Source organism: Clostridium sp., assembly GCF_047718555.1.
Classification (GTDB): Bacteria; Bacillota; Clostridia; order Clostridiales; family Clostridiaceae; genus Clostridium_I.
In genome coordinates this window covers 37,711-56,624 of the sequence record NZ_JBDNRK010000015.1, presented here as the reverse complement: position 1 = coordinate 56,624, position 18,914 = coordinate 37,711, and the positions used below count along the sequence as shown (strand labels likewise).

Genomic DNA, 18,914 nt, shown 5'->3' with positions numbered 1-18,914 from the left:
AGTTAGTACAGGAAATGACGGTACTGTAACAGCACAGAGTGTCAATGTGAAAAAGGTCTCTGAGAAAACTATGCCGGGAATTGTTACTATAGATACTCCGCAATATGTACAAACTAATGTTGGACAACTAAATGTAGGTGGTTGGTCACTTGATTTATATGGAGTAAAACAGGTTCAAGTAGCTTTGGACAATGGAACTGTTAAAGATGCCACGATAGGACAATCAAGACCTGATGTTGCTAAGAAATTTTCAGGATACGCAAACGAGAATTCCAGTGGATTTAATTGTAATTTAGATATTTCATCTTTAGCTCCAGGAGTTCATACTATAAAAGTTACAAGTGTAGGGGTAAATGGGGCAGAGGCCACAAACACTACGCAAATATATGTATTGAAAAATGACCAAGATCCTTTGATAAGTAAAGTATGTATTGACACTCCCAAAAATAATTCTGGTATAAAAGCGCAGAATTATTTAGTTGATGTAAATGGATGGTCATTAAATGCATTTGGTGTACAAAAGGTTCAGATATATGTTGATAATCAGAACTATGGAGATGCACAATTGGGAATATCAAGACCTGATGTAAATAATATATATCCTGGATACCTGGGAGGAGCTCAAAGCGGATATAAATACACTTTGAATATATCTTCTCTATCTTATGGTGAACATATTATAACTGTGAAAGGTATAGGTAATGATAATTCTGTTACATCCCAAGATGTAGTTATCTATAAAGTACCTAATGATACAGAAGCTGCAGCTAAACTTGTATCTTTTCTATCTACGGGAAATAATGTGCAGCAGACTGAGATTAAAGCAGTAAATCTTCATGATGGAGATCAACACAATAATTGTGTTTATTTTTCAAGCACAGCGTTGAGATCAATTGGTATAAATATACCAATATGGATGGAAAATACTAAGCATTATGTTCCTTATATAACTTCATTAGGATGGACAAGAACCTCTGATGTTAATCAATTATATCCAGGTAATATTGTCTTTACCGTCCCTGATTCCACAGGATATCCAAGTCATACTTATGTATTTATGGGTTGGGTAGATCCTAACGATCATACAAAAGCATATGTTGCTGATAATCAAGATGATACTATTCATATTCGCAGTATGATTGATGCTCCAGGAATAGACGCATACAATTTTAGCTTTTTTAATTAAGAATTTAATTGTATATTAATTAAAAAAATGATTCGTAAATATCCCAGTGTAGAATACTACCACTGGGATATTTTTATAATATTAAACTTTATATTTAAATGGTAGACTTTTGTTTTTCATTGTTAGAACTTATATTATCAGACAACCTTTTTTCAATTATGTATTTAGGTCTAGCTTTAACTTCATTATAAATTTTTCCTATGTATTCACCAATAACCCCTAAACATAGCAGCTGTATTCCTCCAATCATCCAAATGGAACAGACAATACTAGTCCAACCAACAACAGTTTTCCCTAGAAATTTCATTATTAATGAGTATATGAAAAATAAGGTGCTGATAATAAAAATTATGCCACCTATAGTTGTAATTATTCTAATTGGTTTAACACTGAAGGATGTGATTCCTTCAAAAGCAAAATTCAACATTTTTTTTAATGGGTATTTTGATTCTCCTGCAAATCTTTCATTTCTTTCATATACTACAATAGAAGATTTAAATCCTATAAGAGGAATAATGCCTCTTAAAAAAAGATTAACTTCTTTAAATTGTTCCAGTGCTTCCAATGCTCGTTTGCTCATTAATCTATAGTCAGCATGATTAAAAACAATATCTACCCCTAAAGCTTTCATAAATTTGTAAAATGATTCTGCCGTAAATCGTTTAAAAAAAGTATCCTTTTCTCTCTTAGAGCGCACACCATAAACTATGTCACTTCCAGCATAGTATTCTTCTACAAAGCTGTCTATTACATTTATATCATCTTGTAGATCTGCATCTAAGGATATAACCATGTCTGCACAATTTTTGGAATCCATTAAACCTGCCAGAAGAGCATTCTGATGACCTTTATTCCTTGATAATTTTAAGCCTATAAATATAGGGTCATTTCTATTTAAATCTTCAATTATATTCCATGTACTGTCTTTTGAACCATCATTTACAAACATTATTTTACTATTTTTGGAAATATAATTTTTAAGAATCATTGTTTTCATCTTTTCGTTTAATTGTTTGGCAGTTTCTCTTAATACACTCTCTTCATTATAACAGGGAATTACTAAATACAATGTCTTATTTTCCATGTTTTTCTCCTTTCCATGTCTATATAGTAGTATAATATTGAGAATACTAAATACATAGATTATAATTTTATTATACTTTAAATATTTTATTGTGTAAAATTAGAGTTTTATAGATTGTAATCTCTAATATATAGTTTATAGGTTGAATATCCACAAATTTTCTATAAATATTCTTATTAATTAAACGACTATTTAAAATGTATTAATTAACATAAAGTTTTAAATCAATAAAGGAACTAAAATGAGAAATATATGAAAAGATAATTATTCAAAAATGGAGGAAGAAGAAATTGAAGGGGTTAAATAAAAAATTGATTTTAATTGTTACACTTACTGTATTTTTAATGTGTACACTTTTAATAGGATATAATTCAGATAAAAAGAAACAATTAAAAATTACAAAGTTAGACAAAGATACTAGAATTGTAGAGGGTAAAAAAGAGATATTATATAATATTGATTCAATAAGCCTTTCAAATGGCTTAGGTAATATAACGGGATGGGCAGTTATAAATGGTGTGAATTCTTATAATATTATGCCTACCTTAATTTTAAAGGGTGAAGATGGAGATTTATATAAAGTAAGGACAAGAATAATAAAGAGAACAGATATAACAAAATTGTTTAACGCTGAATCTACAGATGCCAATACTCATTTGACATGTGTAACTCCAAGCGGACTCGGTGTAACAAAAAATAAAAATGTTTATGATAATTCAGGAATAGATTCTGAATTTAAGATTGATGATTTAAAAAGAAATCAATCTTATAAAATTGGAATACAATTACAAGTTAATAAAATTAATTATTTCATTTGGACAAATAAAGAGCTAACTTTATAATATATAACTTGCAATTAAAATTATTCATTTATAAATAGAAGTTAGATAAAAGCTATTGGGAGGAAATAGATATTTTGTGATGAATATAATCTATTGCAACATCTATTGAAAATATTTAGCAATAATATGGGGGATTAATAATGAACTATCATATAGATAAAAAAAATGCATCGGGAAAAAATATAATATTAAATCTTTTAACATCTGAAAAATTACCTTTTTTTATACTTTTTATAACTATGCTTTATGTGCATATATTGCATAATATGCAGCCAGGTGATGATTTTTGGTTTCAGCATGCAACTAGAAGTTACTCCTTACTAGATTATTTACAGCTGAGATATATGAATTGGACTGGAAGGATGAGTGCAGAATTAGTATTATATTTTATTTTTAGAGATGGAGGAGTTGTATGGAAATTTATTAATCCATTATTTATAACTCTTATGGCATATAGTATTAGTAGAATTATTACAGTTAAAAAAAGCGATAAAAATAATTATATATTGAATTGGTACATATGTATAGGTTGGTTATTAATAAGCAAATCTGTAATTTTGGATTCAATAATGTGGATTACTGGTTCCATTGTTTATCTTTGGCCTATGTTAGCTGCTTTAGTAGCTGTTATTCCCTTTATAGATGCATTAAACAAAAATTATAATAAAAAATTCAGTATGTTATATATTTTTTGTGCAGTTTTTGCGTCTATGGGTGAAGAACAAATAGCGCTTGTACTTGTAGTTTTCATTACAATAATAAACCTTCATATTTACATTAGAGATAAAAAAAATTATAAATATCTAATAATAGAGAATATTGTAGTCATACTAGGGTCTATAATACTTCTTATTGCACCTGGAAATTTAGTTAGAAATCAGCAAGAGACTATTAATTGGCTTCCAAATTATTCTTTATATAGTAAATGGGAAATTATGTTTAATGGAGTGCGGTGGTTGTTACAAACATTATTAAATGACAGTAAAGTAATACTTTTTCTAGTGCTTTTAGTTTTGGGTATATTATTATATAAAAAAAATAGAGGATTAAAAAATAATTTATCTATAATAATACCAATAATGGGATGCATACTTATTTTTAGCGCAATTATCTTCTCATTGGATATAGTATTACCAAGTAAAATTGTACAGAAAATAACATTTCCACAGGAATATCATTATATATGGAATCATTTGAATATAGTATTTTTTAATTTTAATATACCAGATCCTTTTGCTATAAAAAAAATTTCTACAGTAAAATTTATTATATGGCCTGTAATAATAGCTACAGTCCCATATTTTATATGGCAGATTTATGATTTCGAAATTAAAGGACTTTATGTAGCTTTAATTTATGTAGCAGGTATATGTTCAGCTATTATAATGTTTATTTCAGCAACTATATACGCATCTGGAGCTAGAACATTTTTCGTTCTTGCAATAATGTTTTTTATGGTATTCATTAGTTTGCTGAAAAAATCTGAATTCTTATTGAAGAAAAGGTATCTATTTATTTTTGCTATTTTTGCAGTAACTAAGTACATATATATTTTTATATACACTGGATAATTAAATAAAAAAATGCTTAACTCTGGAATATATTAAATTCCTGTATACATATATCTCGATAAATTGACTATTACAAATCTAGATGTTAATATAAATTTATGCTAGAAGTATTGATACTAGCTAATGGAGTTTACTTAGTTAATCTTTTTAGTTACTGAGCTTAGCTAAGTTATTTAGAGTTAAGTAATTTTGATAGTATAATGTAAAACAAATTAGTGAATCGGGAGTAAACAATGATAGAATACGATTTAACCATAATTATAGTGAATTGGAATGCAAAGGAACTTTTAAAAAATTGTCTGGCTTCCATATATGAAAATACAAAGGATATAAAATTTGAGATAATAGTTGTAGATAATAATTCTTCTGATGAAAGCTGTGCTATGTTAAAGGAGGAATATAAAGATAAAAAGGATTTCAAATTAATAGAAAACAAAGATAATAAAGGCTTTGCTGGAGCAAATAATCAAGCTATAAGAATTGCAAAGGGAGAGGCTATCCTTTTATTAAATCCTGATACTATTATTAATGGGGACGTTATACATAAAACCTATGAATGTCTAATTATTGATATAAAATTAGGGGTAGCTGGATGTAAGGTGCTTAACCCTGATGGTACACTGCAGCTTGCCTGCAGAAGAATGGCTCCAAGGCCTAAAGATGCCTTTTTTAAGTTGTTTGGAATAAGCAAGTTGTTTAAAAACAATAAGAATCTCACCAGGTATAATTTAACTCATGTATCAGAGGATGAGTTTTTGGATGTGGATTCTGTGTCTGGATGCTTTCTCATGATAAAAAAAGAAGTTATTGATAAAATTGGACTTTTGGATGAGGCTTTTTTTATGTATGGAGAAGAAATGGATTGGTGCATGAGAGCAAAGAAAGCAGGTTATATAGTGAGATATTGTCCTGTGGGAACAATTATACATTTTAAAGGAGAAAGCAGTAAACAGTTAGGCACAAAGGCAACCTATGAATTTTATAGAGCTATGATTATATTTTATAATAAATACAATAAGGAAGATAATTTATTTATTTTTAATTGGATAGTATATGTTGGAATAGTGCTACTTGGAATGATTGCTATAGTTAAAAATATAGTAATCCCAAATGGAAGAGTTGGAACTAAGGGATAAGTAATCTAGTAATAAATAATTATAAAGATTACTTAAGGAATATAGGTTTATATATGAACTTTAAAAATTCTTAAATTTATCCGATGACTACCATTCGTAATACTACCAACGCACACAGTGAAAGCGATTCACACAAAATCGAAGATTTTGGTTCTCTGCTTTTCTATCAAAGTGGGAGATAACGGCTGCTACGTCCCTGGATAACGATTTACCCTAAAGGACAACGATTTCTAAGTATCGAAAATACCGATACTAAGAACTCTGTTAGTAAGTTTCAGCTGGAGAAAAAAACTCCACCTGAAACAAAGAACTCTGTTTATGATTAATGCGTAACAGTATTTGGAAAAAGTAATAATGGAAATCATATAGAGCGCTATAAGAAACAGCAGGAGGACGAAATGGTTGATGTTTCTATAATTATTGTAAATTATAATACTAGAGATTTATTAAAAGATTGCATAAAATCTATTTTAGAAAATACTATACATATAAATTATGAAATTATTGTAGTAGATAATGCATCTAAAGATGATAGTATTACTATGCTTAAAAATGAATTTAAGCAGGTAAAGCTTATTGAGAGTAAAATAAACGGGGGCTTTGCTTATGCTAATAATTTGGGTATAAAAGCAAGTGAGGGCAGATATGTTTTTTTGCTAAACAGTGACACTATTATACTTGAAGATGTAATAGAAAAAATGGTTACATATATGGATGAAAATAAGAAAATAGGACTTCTTGGACCTAAGCTTCTGAATGGAGACAGAACTCATCAAACTTCTATTTCAGCTTTTCCTACTTTTAAGCGAGAAGTATATCATATGTATAAGCTGAAAAATGTATTAAAAATACCTTTTATAAAAAGCTTTTTTGTGAAGTTTGCTGATAAAATAGGATCAAAGGATATAGAACAATATATGAAAAATTTCCAAAGTATTCAGGAGCCAGAAGAGGTACAGGTTCTAGTTGGAGCAGCTTTGCTCATAAGAAGAGAGGTAATTGATTGCATTGGGATGCTGGATGAAAGATATTTTATGTATTATGAAGAAATAGACTTTTGCTATCAGGCATATAAAGCTGGCTGGAGCAGAATATATTATCCATATGGCGAGATAGTTCACTTAATTGGAAAAAGCAGTGAAAAAATAGGGGATATAACCTTTTATGAAAGGTATAGAAGTATGATTTTGTATTTTAGAAAGAATTATGGTAGATCAAAGGAAATTCAGGTTAGAATAAATTTAGTGATTGCTTTGCTATTAAGAGTTATAGGAGTTACCTTTATGCAAATTTTTAAGTCCTCTGAAATTATAAAGGAGAACAGAAAAGTTTATATAAATACTATAAAGATGGCCTTTAATAAAAAGGCAATTGCAACTAATAGATATTAATTTTTAGAAAGTAGTGATTTGTTATGAAGAGTAAAAATAGTTTAATTTATTACATATTAATTGCTCTAATTATATTGTATCCTATTGCACCAGACAGTTTAAGTATAAAAGGATTAAATATTGGGGATATAATGGTATTTATTTTAATAATAGTTTTTTTAGTAAGTATTTTAAAATCAAGAGATTCTTTTATATATAATATAAGAGATTTTCTCAGTGATTTAATGGGAATTTCACTTATAATTTTGTTTGCAATAATGGTTGTATCTATTTCCTATGCTTCATACAAAACTATTGCAATAACTGAAAGTGCAAGGTTTTTGTCATTTGTAATGTTATATTTTATTGTTAAATATACTGTAGATAAAGAAATGATTAAAGGTTTAATAAATGCATATATGGTTATATTTACAGGTATAAACCTATATGGCATTTTTCAGAAGATAACGGGATATGGCCTTTTACAGGGATATGCTATGGGTAATGTATTGAGAACCAATGCAACCTTTGACAATCCAAATTCCTTTGCAGCATTTCTCATTATGGGGGCTTTCCCGGTGGTAATGATGACAGTAAGAAGTAAGAGTTTATATAAAAAAAGCGCATATGGTATTTTATTTATATTAACCTTATGTAATATTTATTTTAGTGGTTCTAGAAATTCATTTTTAGCACTAGTAGTTGGAGGAGTAATTGTCTCACTGTTATACAGCTGGTATTTCTTAGTTGCATTAGGAGGTATTGCAGTAATTGCCTTTGCGATACCTTTCGTAAGGACAAGAGTGCTGCAGATTGGTGTTGTTGATGAAGGAAGAATACAGATATGGAGAACGGCTCTTAAAATGATACAAAATCATCCTATATTTGGTGTTGGAAATGGTAATTTTATTAAATTATATGACAGCTATGTTGCTAAATATAAATATTTAGCCTATAAAAATTATTCAAATTATCCAACTCATAATTCTTATTTAAAAATAGAATCAGAGCTTGGAATAATTGGTGGATTATCCTTTATAAGTATAATTGTAAATGCACTTTTTAAGATTAAAAAGGTTATAGTTAATATTCATGATAAAGAAATAAGTTTATTCTATATTGGATTTTTAGCTTCTGTGGTAGCATTTTTGTTTATGAATTTATTTGAAAATCTATTCTTTGTGCCTTCAGTAATAGTATATTTTTGGATATTTTTAGCTGCTGCTGATGGGTTATTATTCTCTGAGAGATAGTAAGTATCATCAAAGAAATAACTAGCTGTTAGCATGTTTTGTATGAAATTACGGCTCTATATCATTAGAGCTTGTTTCAGTGTATGCTGCAAAATATTTGCAGTCTTTGTGTTGTTATTTATTTTCGAATACCTTAGCCAATAAAAACTACGGAGGAAGTTATGTTTTCTAAAGTACTAAATTATAATGTATTTAATAAGAGTAAAATTGAATTAATTGAGTATATAACAAGTTTTAAAAAAGTACATATTATATCCGGAAACCCGGAGGTACTCTATAGTGGCTTATATGATGATTCCATTTTTCAAGGATGCAGTGAAGAAAATTCTGTAATAATTCCAGATGGTATTGGTGTAGTTATAGCTTCTAAAATAGCTAAAAATTCAGTTGAAGAAAAAATTGCAGGCATTGAAGTAATGGATGAAATTATTAAGTTGTGTGAAAGGGAAGGAAAAGGTATATATCTTCTTGGAGCAAAACAGGAACTTCTTGATGAATGTAAAATTAAACTTAAGGATAAATATAATGGACTAAACATTGTAGGAAGTCACAATGGATATTTTAATATGGATAATTGTGAAGATATATTGCAAGATATAAAAAATTCTCAGCCCTATGCCATTTTTGTGGCAATGGGATGTCCACGTCAGGAGAAATTTATAAATAAATATATGAGCATTCTCACCGCATCTATCTATATGGGGGTGGGGGGAAGCTTTGACGTTATTGCAGGAAAGGTAAATAGAGCGCCTGGATGGATGATAAAGCTTGGCTTAGAATGGCTTTACAGAGTTTTTAAAGAACCATGGAGAATAAGGCGATTGGGAGTTATCCCAAAGCTTCTATTGAAAGTTATATATAACACATATATAATAAAACAGAAGGTTGTGTAGATCAAATTTTAATATGAATGAAAATTTAACATGGATAAGATTCATTGATTAATATAATTTGGGGAGTTGGTAATAATGAAAATATTAATAACTGGAGCAAATGGTCAACTGGGAAGAGAGCTTCAAAAGCAATATAAAGGAAAAGATGCAGAGCTTATTCCCACAGATGTAAATGATCTTGATATAACAGATGTAAAGGCTGTATATAAATTTGTAGAAGAAAATAAGCCAGATGTAATTATAAATTGTGCTGCTCACACTCAGGTAGATAAATGTGAGGAACAAGTGGATTTAGCTTATAAGATAAATGCCATAGGGCCTAAAAATTTAGCTTCAGCGGCTTTTGCTATAGGCGCTGAAATTGTTCAGGTTTCTACAGATTATGTATTCAACGGAGAGGGGAATACTGAACTTACAGAGTTTGATACACCAGATCCTCAAACAGTTTATGGAAGAACTAAATTGGATGGAGAAAATTTTGTAAAAACTTTAAATCCCAAATATTATATTGTAAGAACTGCCTGGTTATATGGTGATGGAAATAATTTTGTAAAGACTATGATAAAACTAAGTGAAAATCACAAGGAATTAAAGGTGGTAAATGACCAAGTTGGTACTCCTACCAGTTCAGCAGATTTAGCTAAAGTAATAATAAAGCTTGTAGAAGAAAAGAATTATGGATTATTCCACTGCACCTGTAAGGGAGTATGCTCCTGGTACGATTTTGCAAAGGAAATATTTAGATTAAAAAATATTGATATAAAGGTAATTCCATGTACTACTGAGGAATTTCCAAGACCGGCTAAAAGACCTAAATATTCTGTGCTTAAAAATTATATGCTGGAACTTACTACAGGTGATATAACAAATCAGTGGCAGGAATCTCTCAAGGAATATATTGAAGAATTACATATGTAATCTTAAAACTCGTACTTTAACAGTGCGAGTTTTAAAATATTCATAGTTTTCTGTATAGATGTTCAATGTGAATATGCTCTAAAAGTGAACTGTTTGTTAAATTTAAGTTGAAATTTCAGGAAGGTAATTAAATGAATAGAGTAGCTAAAAATTTTTTGTTAACAATTTCTTCAAGTTTATTATCTCAGGTAATAGTATTTTTTACTGGTTCCTATTATGCAAAAAAAATAGGAGCCTCCTATTTTGGTACTGTTAATACGGTTCAGGCCATGATATTGTATTTTACAATGGTAGTACTCTTTGGGCTGCAAACCTATGGTACCAGAGAGATTGCAAAGGAAACGAAAAATATAAAGCAGGTAGTAGGAGATATCCTTGCCTTTAGATTTGCATTATTTATTTTCAGCTTTATAGTTATAATTATTATGTGTTTATTCTTTAAGACCAATGCAAATTTTATAAAAACCTTATTTGTTATATATGGATTAACGCTATTACCTACTGCAATGAGCATAGATTGGGTATTTAATGGCATACAGAAAATGCAATATAATGCAGTTTATAATATTATTAAAAATGTAATTCCCTTTATCTTAATATATATTTTCTTAAAAGAAAAAAGTCAGGTTTACTATATACCCATATTTACTTTCATAGCGTTACTGGCCGGAAGTCTATATCAAGCATACATATATTTTTTAAAAGAAAAATTCACTTTAAAGGTAAATTTAAATAGGAAAAAAATAATTTCTTATATAAATTTAGGTCTTCCTTTTTTAATTTCTGGAATATTAGCTATGATAAATACTAATGTGGACAGAATAATAATTATGTTCAGCAGAGGAAGTGAAGAGGCAGGAATTTATGGTTCTGCCTATTATATAATTTTATTTTTAATTAATATTGAAACTATGATTTTTACTCCTGTTTTTCCACTTATTATAAATTACTTCAATAATAAGAATAATGAAGCACTTAAAAAGCTTATGGACAATACTTCAAGGATAATAACTGTCTTTATTATGCCCATGGTTGTTGGAGGAGTGCTTCTTTCAAAAGAAATAATAATACTTCTTTTTGATAATAGTTTTGAAGCTGCTTATGCACCATTTATTATATTGTTAGTATATGCATTTATACTTTTCTTTAGAGAAATATATGGATGGGGCTTAAATGCTTGTAATATGGAAAAAAAGTATCTAAAAGCTGTTACTATATCGGCTTTAGTCAATCTAGTGCTGAATCTAATATTCACACCTAAATATGGAATGAACATAGCTGCCATAATAACTGTTATTTCTGAAGTAATAAATATTATAATGATGAGATATTATGCTAAAAATGTTATAGTAGTTTCAAATCATAAAAATATAGCTAAGGCCATACTACCATGTACTGTCATGGCAATTGCCATAATTATTTTTAAATATTTTAATGTGAGTACAGTTTTAAATATAGTTTTAAGTGCTTTAATTTACATTGTATTAATACTTGCTACTAAATATATAACTTTAGGGGAAATAAAACTTATTTTAGGAGCACGAAAGCAGAGAATAAGTTGAAAATTTTAGTCCATAAAATTAACTTAAAGCTTATGAATATTCTGTATATGACTAAATTAAAGAAAAGTATTTTAATTAGAAAGATAGGTGTATTATGAAATATTGCGTATTATACCCTAAAGCTGAAAATGTTCATTTGATTAAAGATGTGGGAATGATAGCCTATAAACTTAATAGATTATATGGATATGATTCCTATGTAGTCAGTTATAATAATGACAAATATGATTATTTAAATAATGAAGTAAAGGGGCTTAAAATAGATTTTATTGAAAGAAAACATAAGAATCTTATAAATATATTTTATTATTTAAAGAAAAATTCTAAGACTATAGATGTACTGCAGATATTTCATATGACTTTCAATTCTGTAATCTATGCATGCTTATACAAGTTTTTTAATAGAAAGGGAATAGTTTTTTTAAAGCTTGATTGTACAGGATTACTTTTAGATAGAATAGAAAATATGAAAGCCATTCAAAAGGTATTTTTTAATTTTTTTTTAAATAGAGTAGACATTATAGGAGTCGAACAGAAAAGTATATTTCATAAATTAAGGTTCTTACTGGGAAAACATAAGGATAAATTAATGAATATACCAAATGGTATAGATTTCAACAGCGAATATTTTAAAGAAGATATTAGTTTTGATGACAAAGAAAACACCATTTTGAATGTAGGGAGAATAGGCAGTAGTGAAAAAGCTACGGACTTACTTATGGAAGCCTATGCCTTAATAGATAAAAATCTAAGAAAAGATTGGAAGTTAGTCTTTGTGGGGCCTATTGAGGAGTCCTTCAAAAGTACTATAAATAATTTTTTTAATAAGCATGAAAATATGAAAGACAATGTAATATTTAAAGGCGCTATTTTTGATAGAAAAAGATTATTTGAAGAATATAAAAGGGCAAAAATATTCTGTCTTACATCTCAATATGAAAGTGTGGGCATTGCCTTAATAGAAGCAATAGCCTGTGGAGATGTTATTGTTTCTACTAGAGTGGGTATAGCTGAAGAAATTGTGAATGGTGACAATGGAGCTGTGGTAGAAGTGGGCGATGTAAGAGCAATAGCTAATGCTTTGGAAGAATTAATAAATAATAATAAGCTTGGCGATTTTTCACAAAATGTACAGGAAAATTGCAGAGAAAATTACAATTGGGATAATATAGTGGAAAAATTGCACTATAAAATAAATAGTATAAGAGGAAATAATTAATATGATGATAAATCCAAAAGTTTTTATAATAATATTAAATTTTAATTCCTTTCAGGATACTAAGGAATGTTTACAGAGTTTGCAGCAAATAAATTATGATAACTACGAAATAGTAGTTGTAGACAACTCCTCTAAAGATAATTCTTATGAAAAATTAAAGGAGGAATTTAGTTACTACAATATTATAAAGTGCAATAAAAATCTTGGTTATGCAAATGGCAACAATTTAGGTATAAAATATGCACTAGAAAGAGACGCTGACTACATATGTGTACTAAATAATGATGTGGTAGTAGAAAGAGATTTTTTAACTAAAATAATTAAAGTAATGGTGGATAGAAAGGATATAGGAATAGCTGGACCTTGTATATGTAATTATGAGGATAAAAATATTATACAAGCCATGGGAGCCAATATAAATCTCTATAGCGGGCTTACTCAAGGTAAATATAAGGGCTACAAATATAATGATATTCCAAAAAGGGACATTTTAGTGGATTATCTTGGAGGAGCGTGTTTTATTTGTAGGAGAGAAGTATTTGAAAAGATAGGTTTAATACCAGAAAATTATTTTTTATTCTTTGAAGAAACTGAATTTTGCTATAAAGCAGGTAAAGAAGGCTATAAATTGCTTTGTGTATATGATAGCAGAATTTATCATAAAGGATCCTCTACCATTTCAAAATATAGAGGGTTAAGTTATTATTTTTTAAACAGGAATAGAGTTGTTTTTATAAAGAGAAATGCAAATCTTTTTCAGAAAATCATATTTTCAGTTTATATTTTCATAGAAGCTGTAGGGAGAATAATAATTAGAAAAGAGCCTATTACTTTGATTAAGAATATTATTAGTGGATTTAAAGCTGATGTAAAAAATATTGATATGGAAATAGTAAAGGCATTTGTCAAATAGTATACTTGATAATACTTTAATTTGTAATAGTAATAAATGGCGAAGTAACTATCAAACTTTTCCAATTTCAGTTCGCAATCTTCAAATATTCAGAATTAAAGATTAATAACATAATTAATCTGAATAATGTCTATTTAATTACGCATAATAAGTTAGAGAATATTAACATGCGAGGAGTGTAGTTAAATGGATTTTTATGACGTAATAAACAGTAGGAAAAGTATAAAAAAGTTTAAATCTACGGAAATTAAAGATGACAAGCTTGGTAGAATGATTAATGCAGCTATGATGGCACCTTCATGGAAAAATAAAACTTCTTATAAATTTGTTATAGTAGATGATGAGTATAAGAAAAATATAATAGCTTCTGCAGTAAAGAATAGCTCAGATGAAGCTAAAGAAGCCATAAAGGATGCACCGGTAGTTGCCTTAATTATTGGAGAACCAGAGGATTCAGGCAATATAGATGAAAAACCTTTATATTTAGTTGATAGTGCCATTGCTATGGAACATTTTATATTAGCAGCTTCCAATGAAGGATATGGAGCTTGCTGGATAGCTTCTTTTGAAGAAAAAACAATAAAAGATATATTGAATATACCAAATAATTTTAAAGTAGTGGCTTTGACACCTATTGGCGAGATAGATGAAGAAAAATATCATAATCCTATAAAGGATGTAAATGAACATGTATTTTTGAATACCTGGAATACTCCCTTCAGTAAAAAGCATGAGAAAACTTTGCTTAGATAAAAAATTTGTATCCCATGATTAAATGACTAGATGCTGTAATACTTTGACTTCTAAGCTTAAGATAGTATGGGAATATTTCTGGATATTTGTTAATTATTAATAAAGGGAAAACATTTGCAATCTGTAGTTAATATATTGTAGATGCTTTCCTTTTATATTTAAGAAGTATTATCATATAATTTGCTGAATTTATTTTTAGTTTAGAATTTTAATTGATTTTATATAGTTATCCAGCACAATTTTATTAGTTTAAAATATATACAAAATTTTATCTACAAAATTTTTAGTATATGTGATAAAATATTACTCATGTGATAAGAATCTTACAATTTGTTTATGAAAGTGGTGCTTAAAATGTATGAAAATATGACAATAGGGGAATTCTCAAAGGTACTTTCCAGTAGTTCACCAGCTCCTGGTGGCGGTGGAGCAGCAGCTTTAACAGCTGCATTAGCAGCTTCACTCACTTCTATGGTATTTAATCTTACTATAGGTAAGAAGGTCTATGAAGGTTATGATGACTCCGTTAAAGAATTATTGGGAAAGAGTTTAAATGAAGCCGAAAGAGCAAAAGAAGAATTTATTGCTTACATAGATAAAGATGGAGAAGCTTTTTTGGAGATAATTAATGCTTTTAAGATGCCTAAAGATACAGAGAGCTCAAGACAGCTTAGAAGTAAGGCGATAGCAAAAGGATATGAAGCAGCAGCCAAGGTTCCTATGGAGTTAATTGAAAAGACAAACAAAATATATGAAATAATATCTGTTGCCTGTGAATATGGAAATAAATTTGCTGTATCTGATGCAGGTTGTGCTGCTATACTTGCTCATTCAGTAGTGGAGATAGCTATATTAAATATAGACATAAATTTATCAGGAATAAAGGATGAAACTATAAAAGTTAAACTGCAGGAAGAATCACAAAAATTATTAGAGCAAAGCAAAAATAATAAGATGGCAATATTGTATGTAGTAGATAAAATGTTGGGGATGTAAATTCAGATTTAACTTAATATGCAGAAGTCTCTATATTAGGAGATGGATAGCGCAGGTTATGAACTTTTGGGATCAGGAAGCTTTCATTTCTATAAGTGGAGAGTAGTTTACTTCTTTAAACTATGAAATTTTTTTGAAACCATAATCAACTGATTAATCAATGAATCTTACTCAGTGGGAGTTTGTATTCCCACTGAGTTTAGATGAATTATCCAGGGACGTGCCGGTGTTATCTCCACCTTTAGAAAAGTAGAGAACCAAAATTTTTAATTTTGTGTGAATCACTTTCGCTGTGTGCAAGCAGAGAACCAAAATCTTAGATTTTGTGTGAATCGCTTTCGCTGTGTGCGGTGGAGTGTTACAGCGGCTAGTCATCGGATAAAAATTTTAAAATGAGGATAAAAGCTTAATTCTAGCCTCATTTTAAAATTGTAATATAAAACTCATGGCAGATCATTTAAAGTTTTAAATTCATAGCCTCTGCTCTTCCATTCTTTTATAAGTGAATCCAATATATCTGTATTAGTTTTTGAAACTGCGTGCAGCAAATATATGCCGCCGGGATGGGTTCTCTTTAAAATAAGCTTCTTGGCCTGTTCGGGATTCGGCTGATTATCTTTAAGCCAATCTTTATGGGCAAGACTCCAAAAGATTGTTTTGTAACCAAGTTTATTGGTATAATTTAATGACAGTTCACTATATCTGCCCATGGGAGGTCTGAAAAATTTACTCATATCATAACCAGTAGCTTCCTTATAAGCCTCTTCAGTGGAAGTAAGTTCCCATTTGAATTTTTCTTCATTTGTAATAGTGGCCATGGAAGGGTGTGTATTAGAATGATTACATACTAAATTGCCTTCATCTGCCATTCGTTTAACTAGTTCTTTATTTGATTTTATATAGGGTACTGTTACAAAAAAGGCAGCTTTTACATTATTAGCCTTTAATATGTCTAAAATTTTTGCCGTATAGCCATTTTCATATCCTTCATCAAAGGTTAAGAAAATATATTTATTATTAGTGTCACCTATATAATAGCCGTTGTATTTTTTTAGCCAATCTACATCTATGTCAACTCTTGGAATTTTTTCCTCGGATGCAGGTACAATATACCAGCTGTTTTCTTTAGTACTTAAATTATCAGCAGTCCTTGCATTTAAATAAGTTTTATTTATACTGTCATTTTTAAATAAAACAATAGCTGCTGCATTATTACAAAGAGTTGTAGTTAGAGTAATTACAAGGCTTAAAATAATAAATAGTTTTTTATTGTTATTTTTCAAATATAATCCCTTTCCTTCTGTAGGTGTATTTTATTATATTTTTGATAACTAAAGCAAATTTCCTTGCTCTATGCTATAATTTAATATTGTAGAAATTAATTACTTTTAGTCGATAATATTTTGTACATACTGGAGAGAAATATACAATGGAGTTATTTGAAATATTGGACATTTTTTTAAATGAAATTAATGAATTATATAATATAATTTTACAGCCCATAGATAATGTTTATAAAATTATTTCAATTAAAAATTATAAGCGAAAAATGAATATAGAGGAAAATCAGTATTTTTCAGCAGTTTATTATGAGTTTATGAGAAAAAATAAAGAAAAAGGAGTTGTGTATACACCTTTAGAAATAGGAAATTACATGATTTTAAATACTATAAAGGCTGAGGATATAATAGAAAATCCCTTTATAAAAATATTGGATCCAGCCTGTGGTTGTGGGAATATTTTAATTTCATGTTATAAATATTTATTTAATTTATATAGAGAAAATTTGGAGAGTATAAACAAAAATAGTAATATTAAATTAAAGGAAGAAAGTATAAGTATTCATATAATAAAAAATAATTTATTTGGATTTGATATAGATAAAAATGCATTAAAAATATTATTAATAGATTTATTTAGTGAAAGCAATTGTATATATAGTGATAATTTTGTGGAAAGAGATTTTTTAACAGAGGACATAAAAAACAAGTTTAATGTAATTATAAGTAATCCGCCTTATGTTGGTCAAAAAGCTGTAGATAGAGAATATAGTTTAAAATTAAAGAAATTATATTCCGAAATATATAAGGACAAAGGTGATATTTCCTATTGTTTTTTTCAAAAAGCCATTTTAAATTTAAAAAAATCTGGAAAAATATCTTTTATTACCTCTAGATATTTTTTAGAATCGCCCAGTGGAGAAGAACTTAGAAAGATTTTTAAAGAGTTATGTTCTATAGAGAAAATAGTGGATTTTTATGGAATAAGGCCTTTTAAACAAGTGGGAATAGATCCTGTTATAATTTTTTTGGTGAATTCACAGGACATAAAAAAAGATATAGAAATTATAAAACCTGATGGTAATATAAAGAAGAATAAGATATTATTTTATAATTCTCTTTTTTTAAATGAAGGTGAATATTATAAGAAATTTTATATTAAAAAAAATATTCTTAATAATAAAGGGTGGATATTAAGAGATGAAACAGAAAGAAAGATTATAAATAAAATAGAAAAAAATAGTTTTACTAATTTGGCTAATATATGTGAAAGTTATCAGGGTATAATTACAGGTTGTGATAAAGCTTTTGTAGTGGATGAAGAGATTATAAAAAATGAAGGTATAGAAAAAAATATATTAGAGCCCTGGATAAAAAGCAGCTTTATAAAAAAAGGCAGTATAGATAGTACATGCAAATACATAATATATGCAGATAACATTGATAGAGAAGAGAGCTATCCCAATGCTGTAAAGTACATGGAAAGTTATAAGGATAAACTTTTAAACAGGAGAGAATGTAGAAATGGTATCAGAAAATGGTATCATTTGCAATGGGGGAGAAATAGAAGTATTTTTGATGGTGAAAAAATTGTATTTCCATATAAATCTGAAAATAATAGATTTGCATTGGATAGAGGAAGTTTTTTTAGTGCAGATGTATATGCTCTTAAACTTAAGGAAAATGTACCATTTACCTATGAATATCTTTTATTTGTTCTCAATAGCAAAATATATGAATTCTATTTTAAAACCTTTGGTAAAAAGTTGGGAGAAAATATGTATGAATACTATCCCAATAATCTTATGAAGCTTTGTATTCCAACTATGACAAATAATTTTGATGATAATTATTTATATGATGTGTTTCAGCTTACAGAAGAAGAAATTAATATAATAAAAAAACAGATTTTATAAAGTGAAAATCTGTTTTTTATTG

16 protein-coding genes are annotated in these 18,914 nt (G+C 28.4%); 14 read left to right on the top strand and 2 right to left on the bottom strand.

What is annotated here, in order from left to right; all coding sequences use genetic code 11:
* Nucleotides 1–1,186 (top strand): Ig-like domain-containing protein (locus tag ABF633_RS08240; protein ID WP_415523193.1); only part of this gene is annotated, 1,186 nt, incomplete at its 5' end.
* Nucleotides 1,187–1,280: 94 nt separating this feature from the next.
* Here ABF633_RS08240 and ABF633_RS08235 read toward each other — a convergent pair.
* Nucleotides 1,281–2,270 carry a glycosyltransferase family 2 protein gene (locus tag ABF633_RS08235; protein WP_415523192.1) on the bottom strand — a complete coding sequence of 330 codons (990 nt, stop codon included), beginning with the start codon at nt 2,268–2,270 and terminating at the stop codon, nt 1,281–1,283.
* Between the two features lie 290 nt (nt 2,271–2,560).
* On the opposite strand from ABF633_RS08235, the gene ABF633_RS08230 reads away from it, so the two are divergent.
* The 12 genes from ABF633_RS08230 to ABF633_RS08175 all read left to right on the top strand — a co-directional run bounded on the left by ABF633_RS08230 (nt 2,561) and on the right by ABF633_RS08175 (nt 15,696).
* A complete protein-coding gene (locus tag ABF633_RS08230) occupies nt 2,561–3,112 on the top strand; it encodes a hypothetical protein (RefSeq protein ID WP_415523191.1) in 552 nt (183 codons plus the stop codon).
* 140 nt (nt 3,113–3,252) lie between these two features.
* Nucleotides 3,253–4,683, top strand: a complete 1,431-nt coding sequence (locus ABF633_RS08225) for a DUF6056 family protein (RefSeq protein WP_415523190.1) — start codon at nt 3,253–3,255, stop codon at nt 4,681–4,683.
* A gap of 233 nt (nt 4,684–4,916) precedes the next feature.
* Nucleotides 4,917–5,819, top strand: a complete 903-nt coding sequence (locus ABF633_RS08220; RefSeq protein ID WP_415523189.1) for a glycosyltransferase family 2 protein — start codon at nt 4,917–4,919, stop codon at nt 5,817–5,819.
* A 398-nt stretch (nt 5,820–6,217) separates the two neighbouring features.
* Entirely contained in the window at nt 6,218–7,210 is a 993-nt protein-coding gene (locus tag ABF633_RS08215; RefSeq protein ID WP_415523188.1) for a glycosyltransferase family 2 protein, read from the top strand.
* 23 nt (nt 7,211–7,233) lie between these two features.
* Nucleotides 7,234–8,442, top strand: coding sequence for an O-antigen ligase family protein (locus ABF633_RS08210; protein WP_415523187.1), 1,209 nt, complete (start codon nt 7,234–7,236; stop codon nt 8,440–8,442).
* 161 nt (nt 8,443–8,603) lie between these two features.
* Complete coding sequence (locus ABF633_RS08205) at nt 8,604–9,335, top strand: WecB/TagA/CpsF family glycosyltransferase (protein WP_415523186.1); 732 nt, start codon at nt 8,604–8,606, stop codon at nt 9,333–9,335.
* A 75-nt stretch (nt 9,336–9,410) separates the two neighbouring features.
* A complete protein-coding gene (gene rfbD / locus ABF633_RS08200) occupies nt 9,411–10,253 on the top strand; it encodes a dTDP-4-dehydrorhamnose reductase (protein ID WP_415523185.1) in 843 nt (280 codons plus the stop codon).
* 131 nt (nt 10,254–10,384) lie between these two features.
* Entirely contained in the window at nt 10,385–11,815 is a 1,431-nt protein-coding gene (locus ABF633_RS08195; RefSeq protein WP_415523183.1) for a flippase, read from the top strand.
* Between the two features lie 94 nt (nt 11,816–11,909).
* Entirely contained in the window at nt 11,910–13,034 is a 1,125-nt protein-coding gene (locus tag ABF633_RS08190; RefSeq protein WP_415523182.1) for a glycosyltransferase family 4 protein, read from the top strand.
* 1 nt (nt 13,035) lies between these two features.
* Nucleotides 13,036–13,947, top strand: a complete 912-nt coding sequence (locus tag ABF633_RS08185; RefSeq protein WP_415523181.1) for a glycosyltransferase family 2 protein — start codon at nt 13,036–13,038, stop codon at nt 13,945–13,947.
* Nucleotides 13,948–14,133: 186 nt separating this feature from the next.
* A complete protein-coding gene (locus ABF633_RS08180) occupies nt 14,134–14,700 on the top strand; it encodes a nitroreductase family protein (protein ID WP_415523180.1) in 567 nt (188 codons plus the stop codon).
* A 354-nt stretch (nt 14,701–15,054) separates the two neighbouring features.
* Nucleotides 15,055–15,696, top strand: coding sequence for a cyclodeaminase/cyclohydrolase family protein (locus ABF633_RS08175; RefSeq protein ID WP_415523179.1), 642 nt, complete (start codon nt 15,055–15,057; stop codon nt 15,694–15,696).
* Between the two features lie 443 nt (nt 15,697–16,139).
* On the opposite strand, the gene pdaA is transcribed toward ABF633_RS08175, so the two are convergent.
* Nucleotides 16,140–16,979, bottom strand: a complete 840-nt coding sequence (gene pdaA / locus ABF633_RS08170; RefSeq protein WP_415523178.1) for a delta-lactam-biosynthetic de-N-acetylase — start codon at nt 16,977–16,979, stop codon at nt 16,140–16,142.
* A gap of 146 nt (nt 16,980–17,125) precedes the next feature.
* On the opposite strand from pdaA, the gene ABF633_RS08165 reads away from it, so the two are divergent.
* On the top strand, nt 17,126–18,892 hold the full coding sequence (locus ABF633_RS08165) for an Eco57I restriction-modification methylase domain-containing protein (protein ID WP_415523177.1): 1,767 nt from the start codon (nt 17,126–17,128) through the stop codon (nt 18,890–18,892).
* Nucleotides 18,893–18,914 lie beyond the last annotated feature (22 nt).

Bases quoted from the DNA above. Each gene is read 5' to 3' on its own strand.
- ABF633_RS08185 (WP_415523181.1), top strand. From the start codon at position 13,036: ATGATGATAAATCCAAAAGTTTTTATAATAATATTAAATTTTAATTCC.
- ABF633_RS08165 (WP_415523177.1), top strand. From the start codon at position 17,126: ATGGAGTTATTTGAAATATTGGACATTTTTTTAAATGAAATTAATGAA.
- ABF633_RS08220 (WP_415523189.1), top strand. From the start codon at position 4,917: ATGATAGAATACGATTTAACCATAATTATAGTGAATTGGAATGCAAAG.
- rfbD (WP_415523185.1), top strand. From the start codon at position 9,411: ATGAAAATATTAATAACTGGAGCAAATGGTCAACTGGGAAGAGAGCTT.
- ABF633_RS08205 (WP_415523186.1), top strand. From the start codon at position 8,604: ATGTTTTCTAAAGTACTAAATTATAATGTATTTAATAAGAGTAAAATT.
- ABF633_RS08235 (WP_415523192.1), bottom strand. From the start codon at position 2,270: ATGGAAAATAAGACATTGTATTTAGTAATTCCCTGTTATAATGAAGAG.
- ABF633_RS08190 (WP_415523182.1), top strand. From the start codon at position 11,910: ATGAAATATTGCGTATTATACCCTAAAGCTGAAAATGTTCATTTGATT.
- ABF633_RS08180 (WP_415523180.1), top strand. From the start codon at position 14,134: ATGGATTTTTATGACGTAATAAACAGTAGGAAAAGTATAAAAAAGTTT.
- ABF633_RS08215 (WP_415523188.1), top strand. From the start codon at position 6,218: ATGGTTGATGTTTCTATAATTATTGTAAATTATAATACTAGAGATTTA.
- ABF633_RS08225 (WP_415523190.1), top strand. From the start codon at position 3,253: ATGAACTATCATATAGATAAAAAAAATGCATCGGGAAAAAATATAATA.
- ABF633_RS08175 (WP_415523179.1), top strand. From the start codon at position 15,055: ATGTATGAAAATATGACAATAGGGGAATTCTCAAAGGTACTTTCCAGT.
- ABF633_RS08210 (WP_415523187.1), top strand. From the start codon at position 7,234: ATGAAGAGTAAAAATAGTTTAATTTATTACATATTAATTGCTCTAATT.
- ABF633_RS08195 (WP_415523183.1), top strand. From the start codon at position 10,385: ATGAATAGAGTAGCTAAAAATTTTTTGTTAACAATTTCTTCAAGTTTA.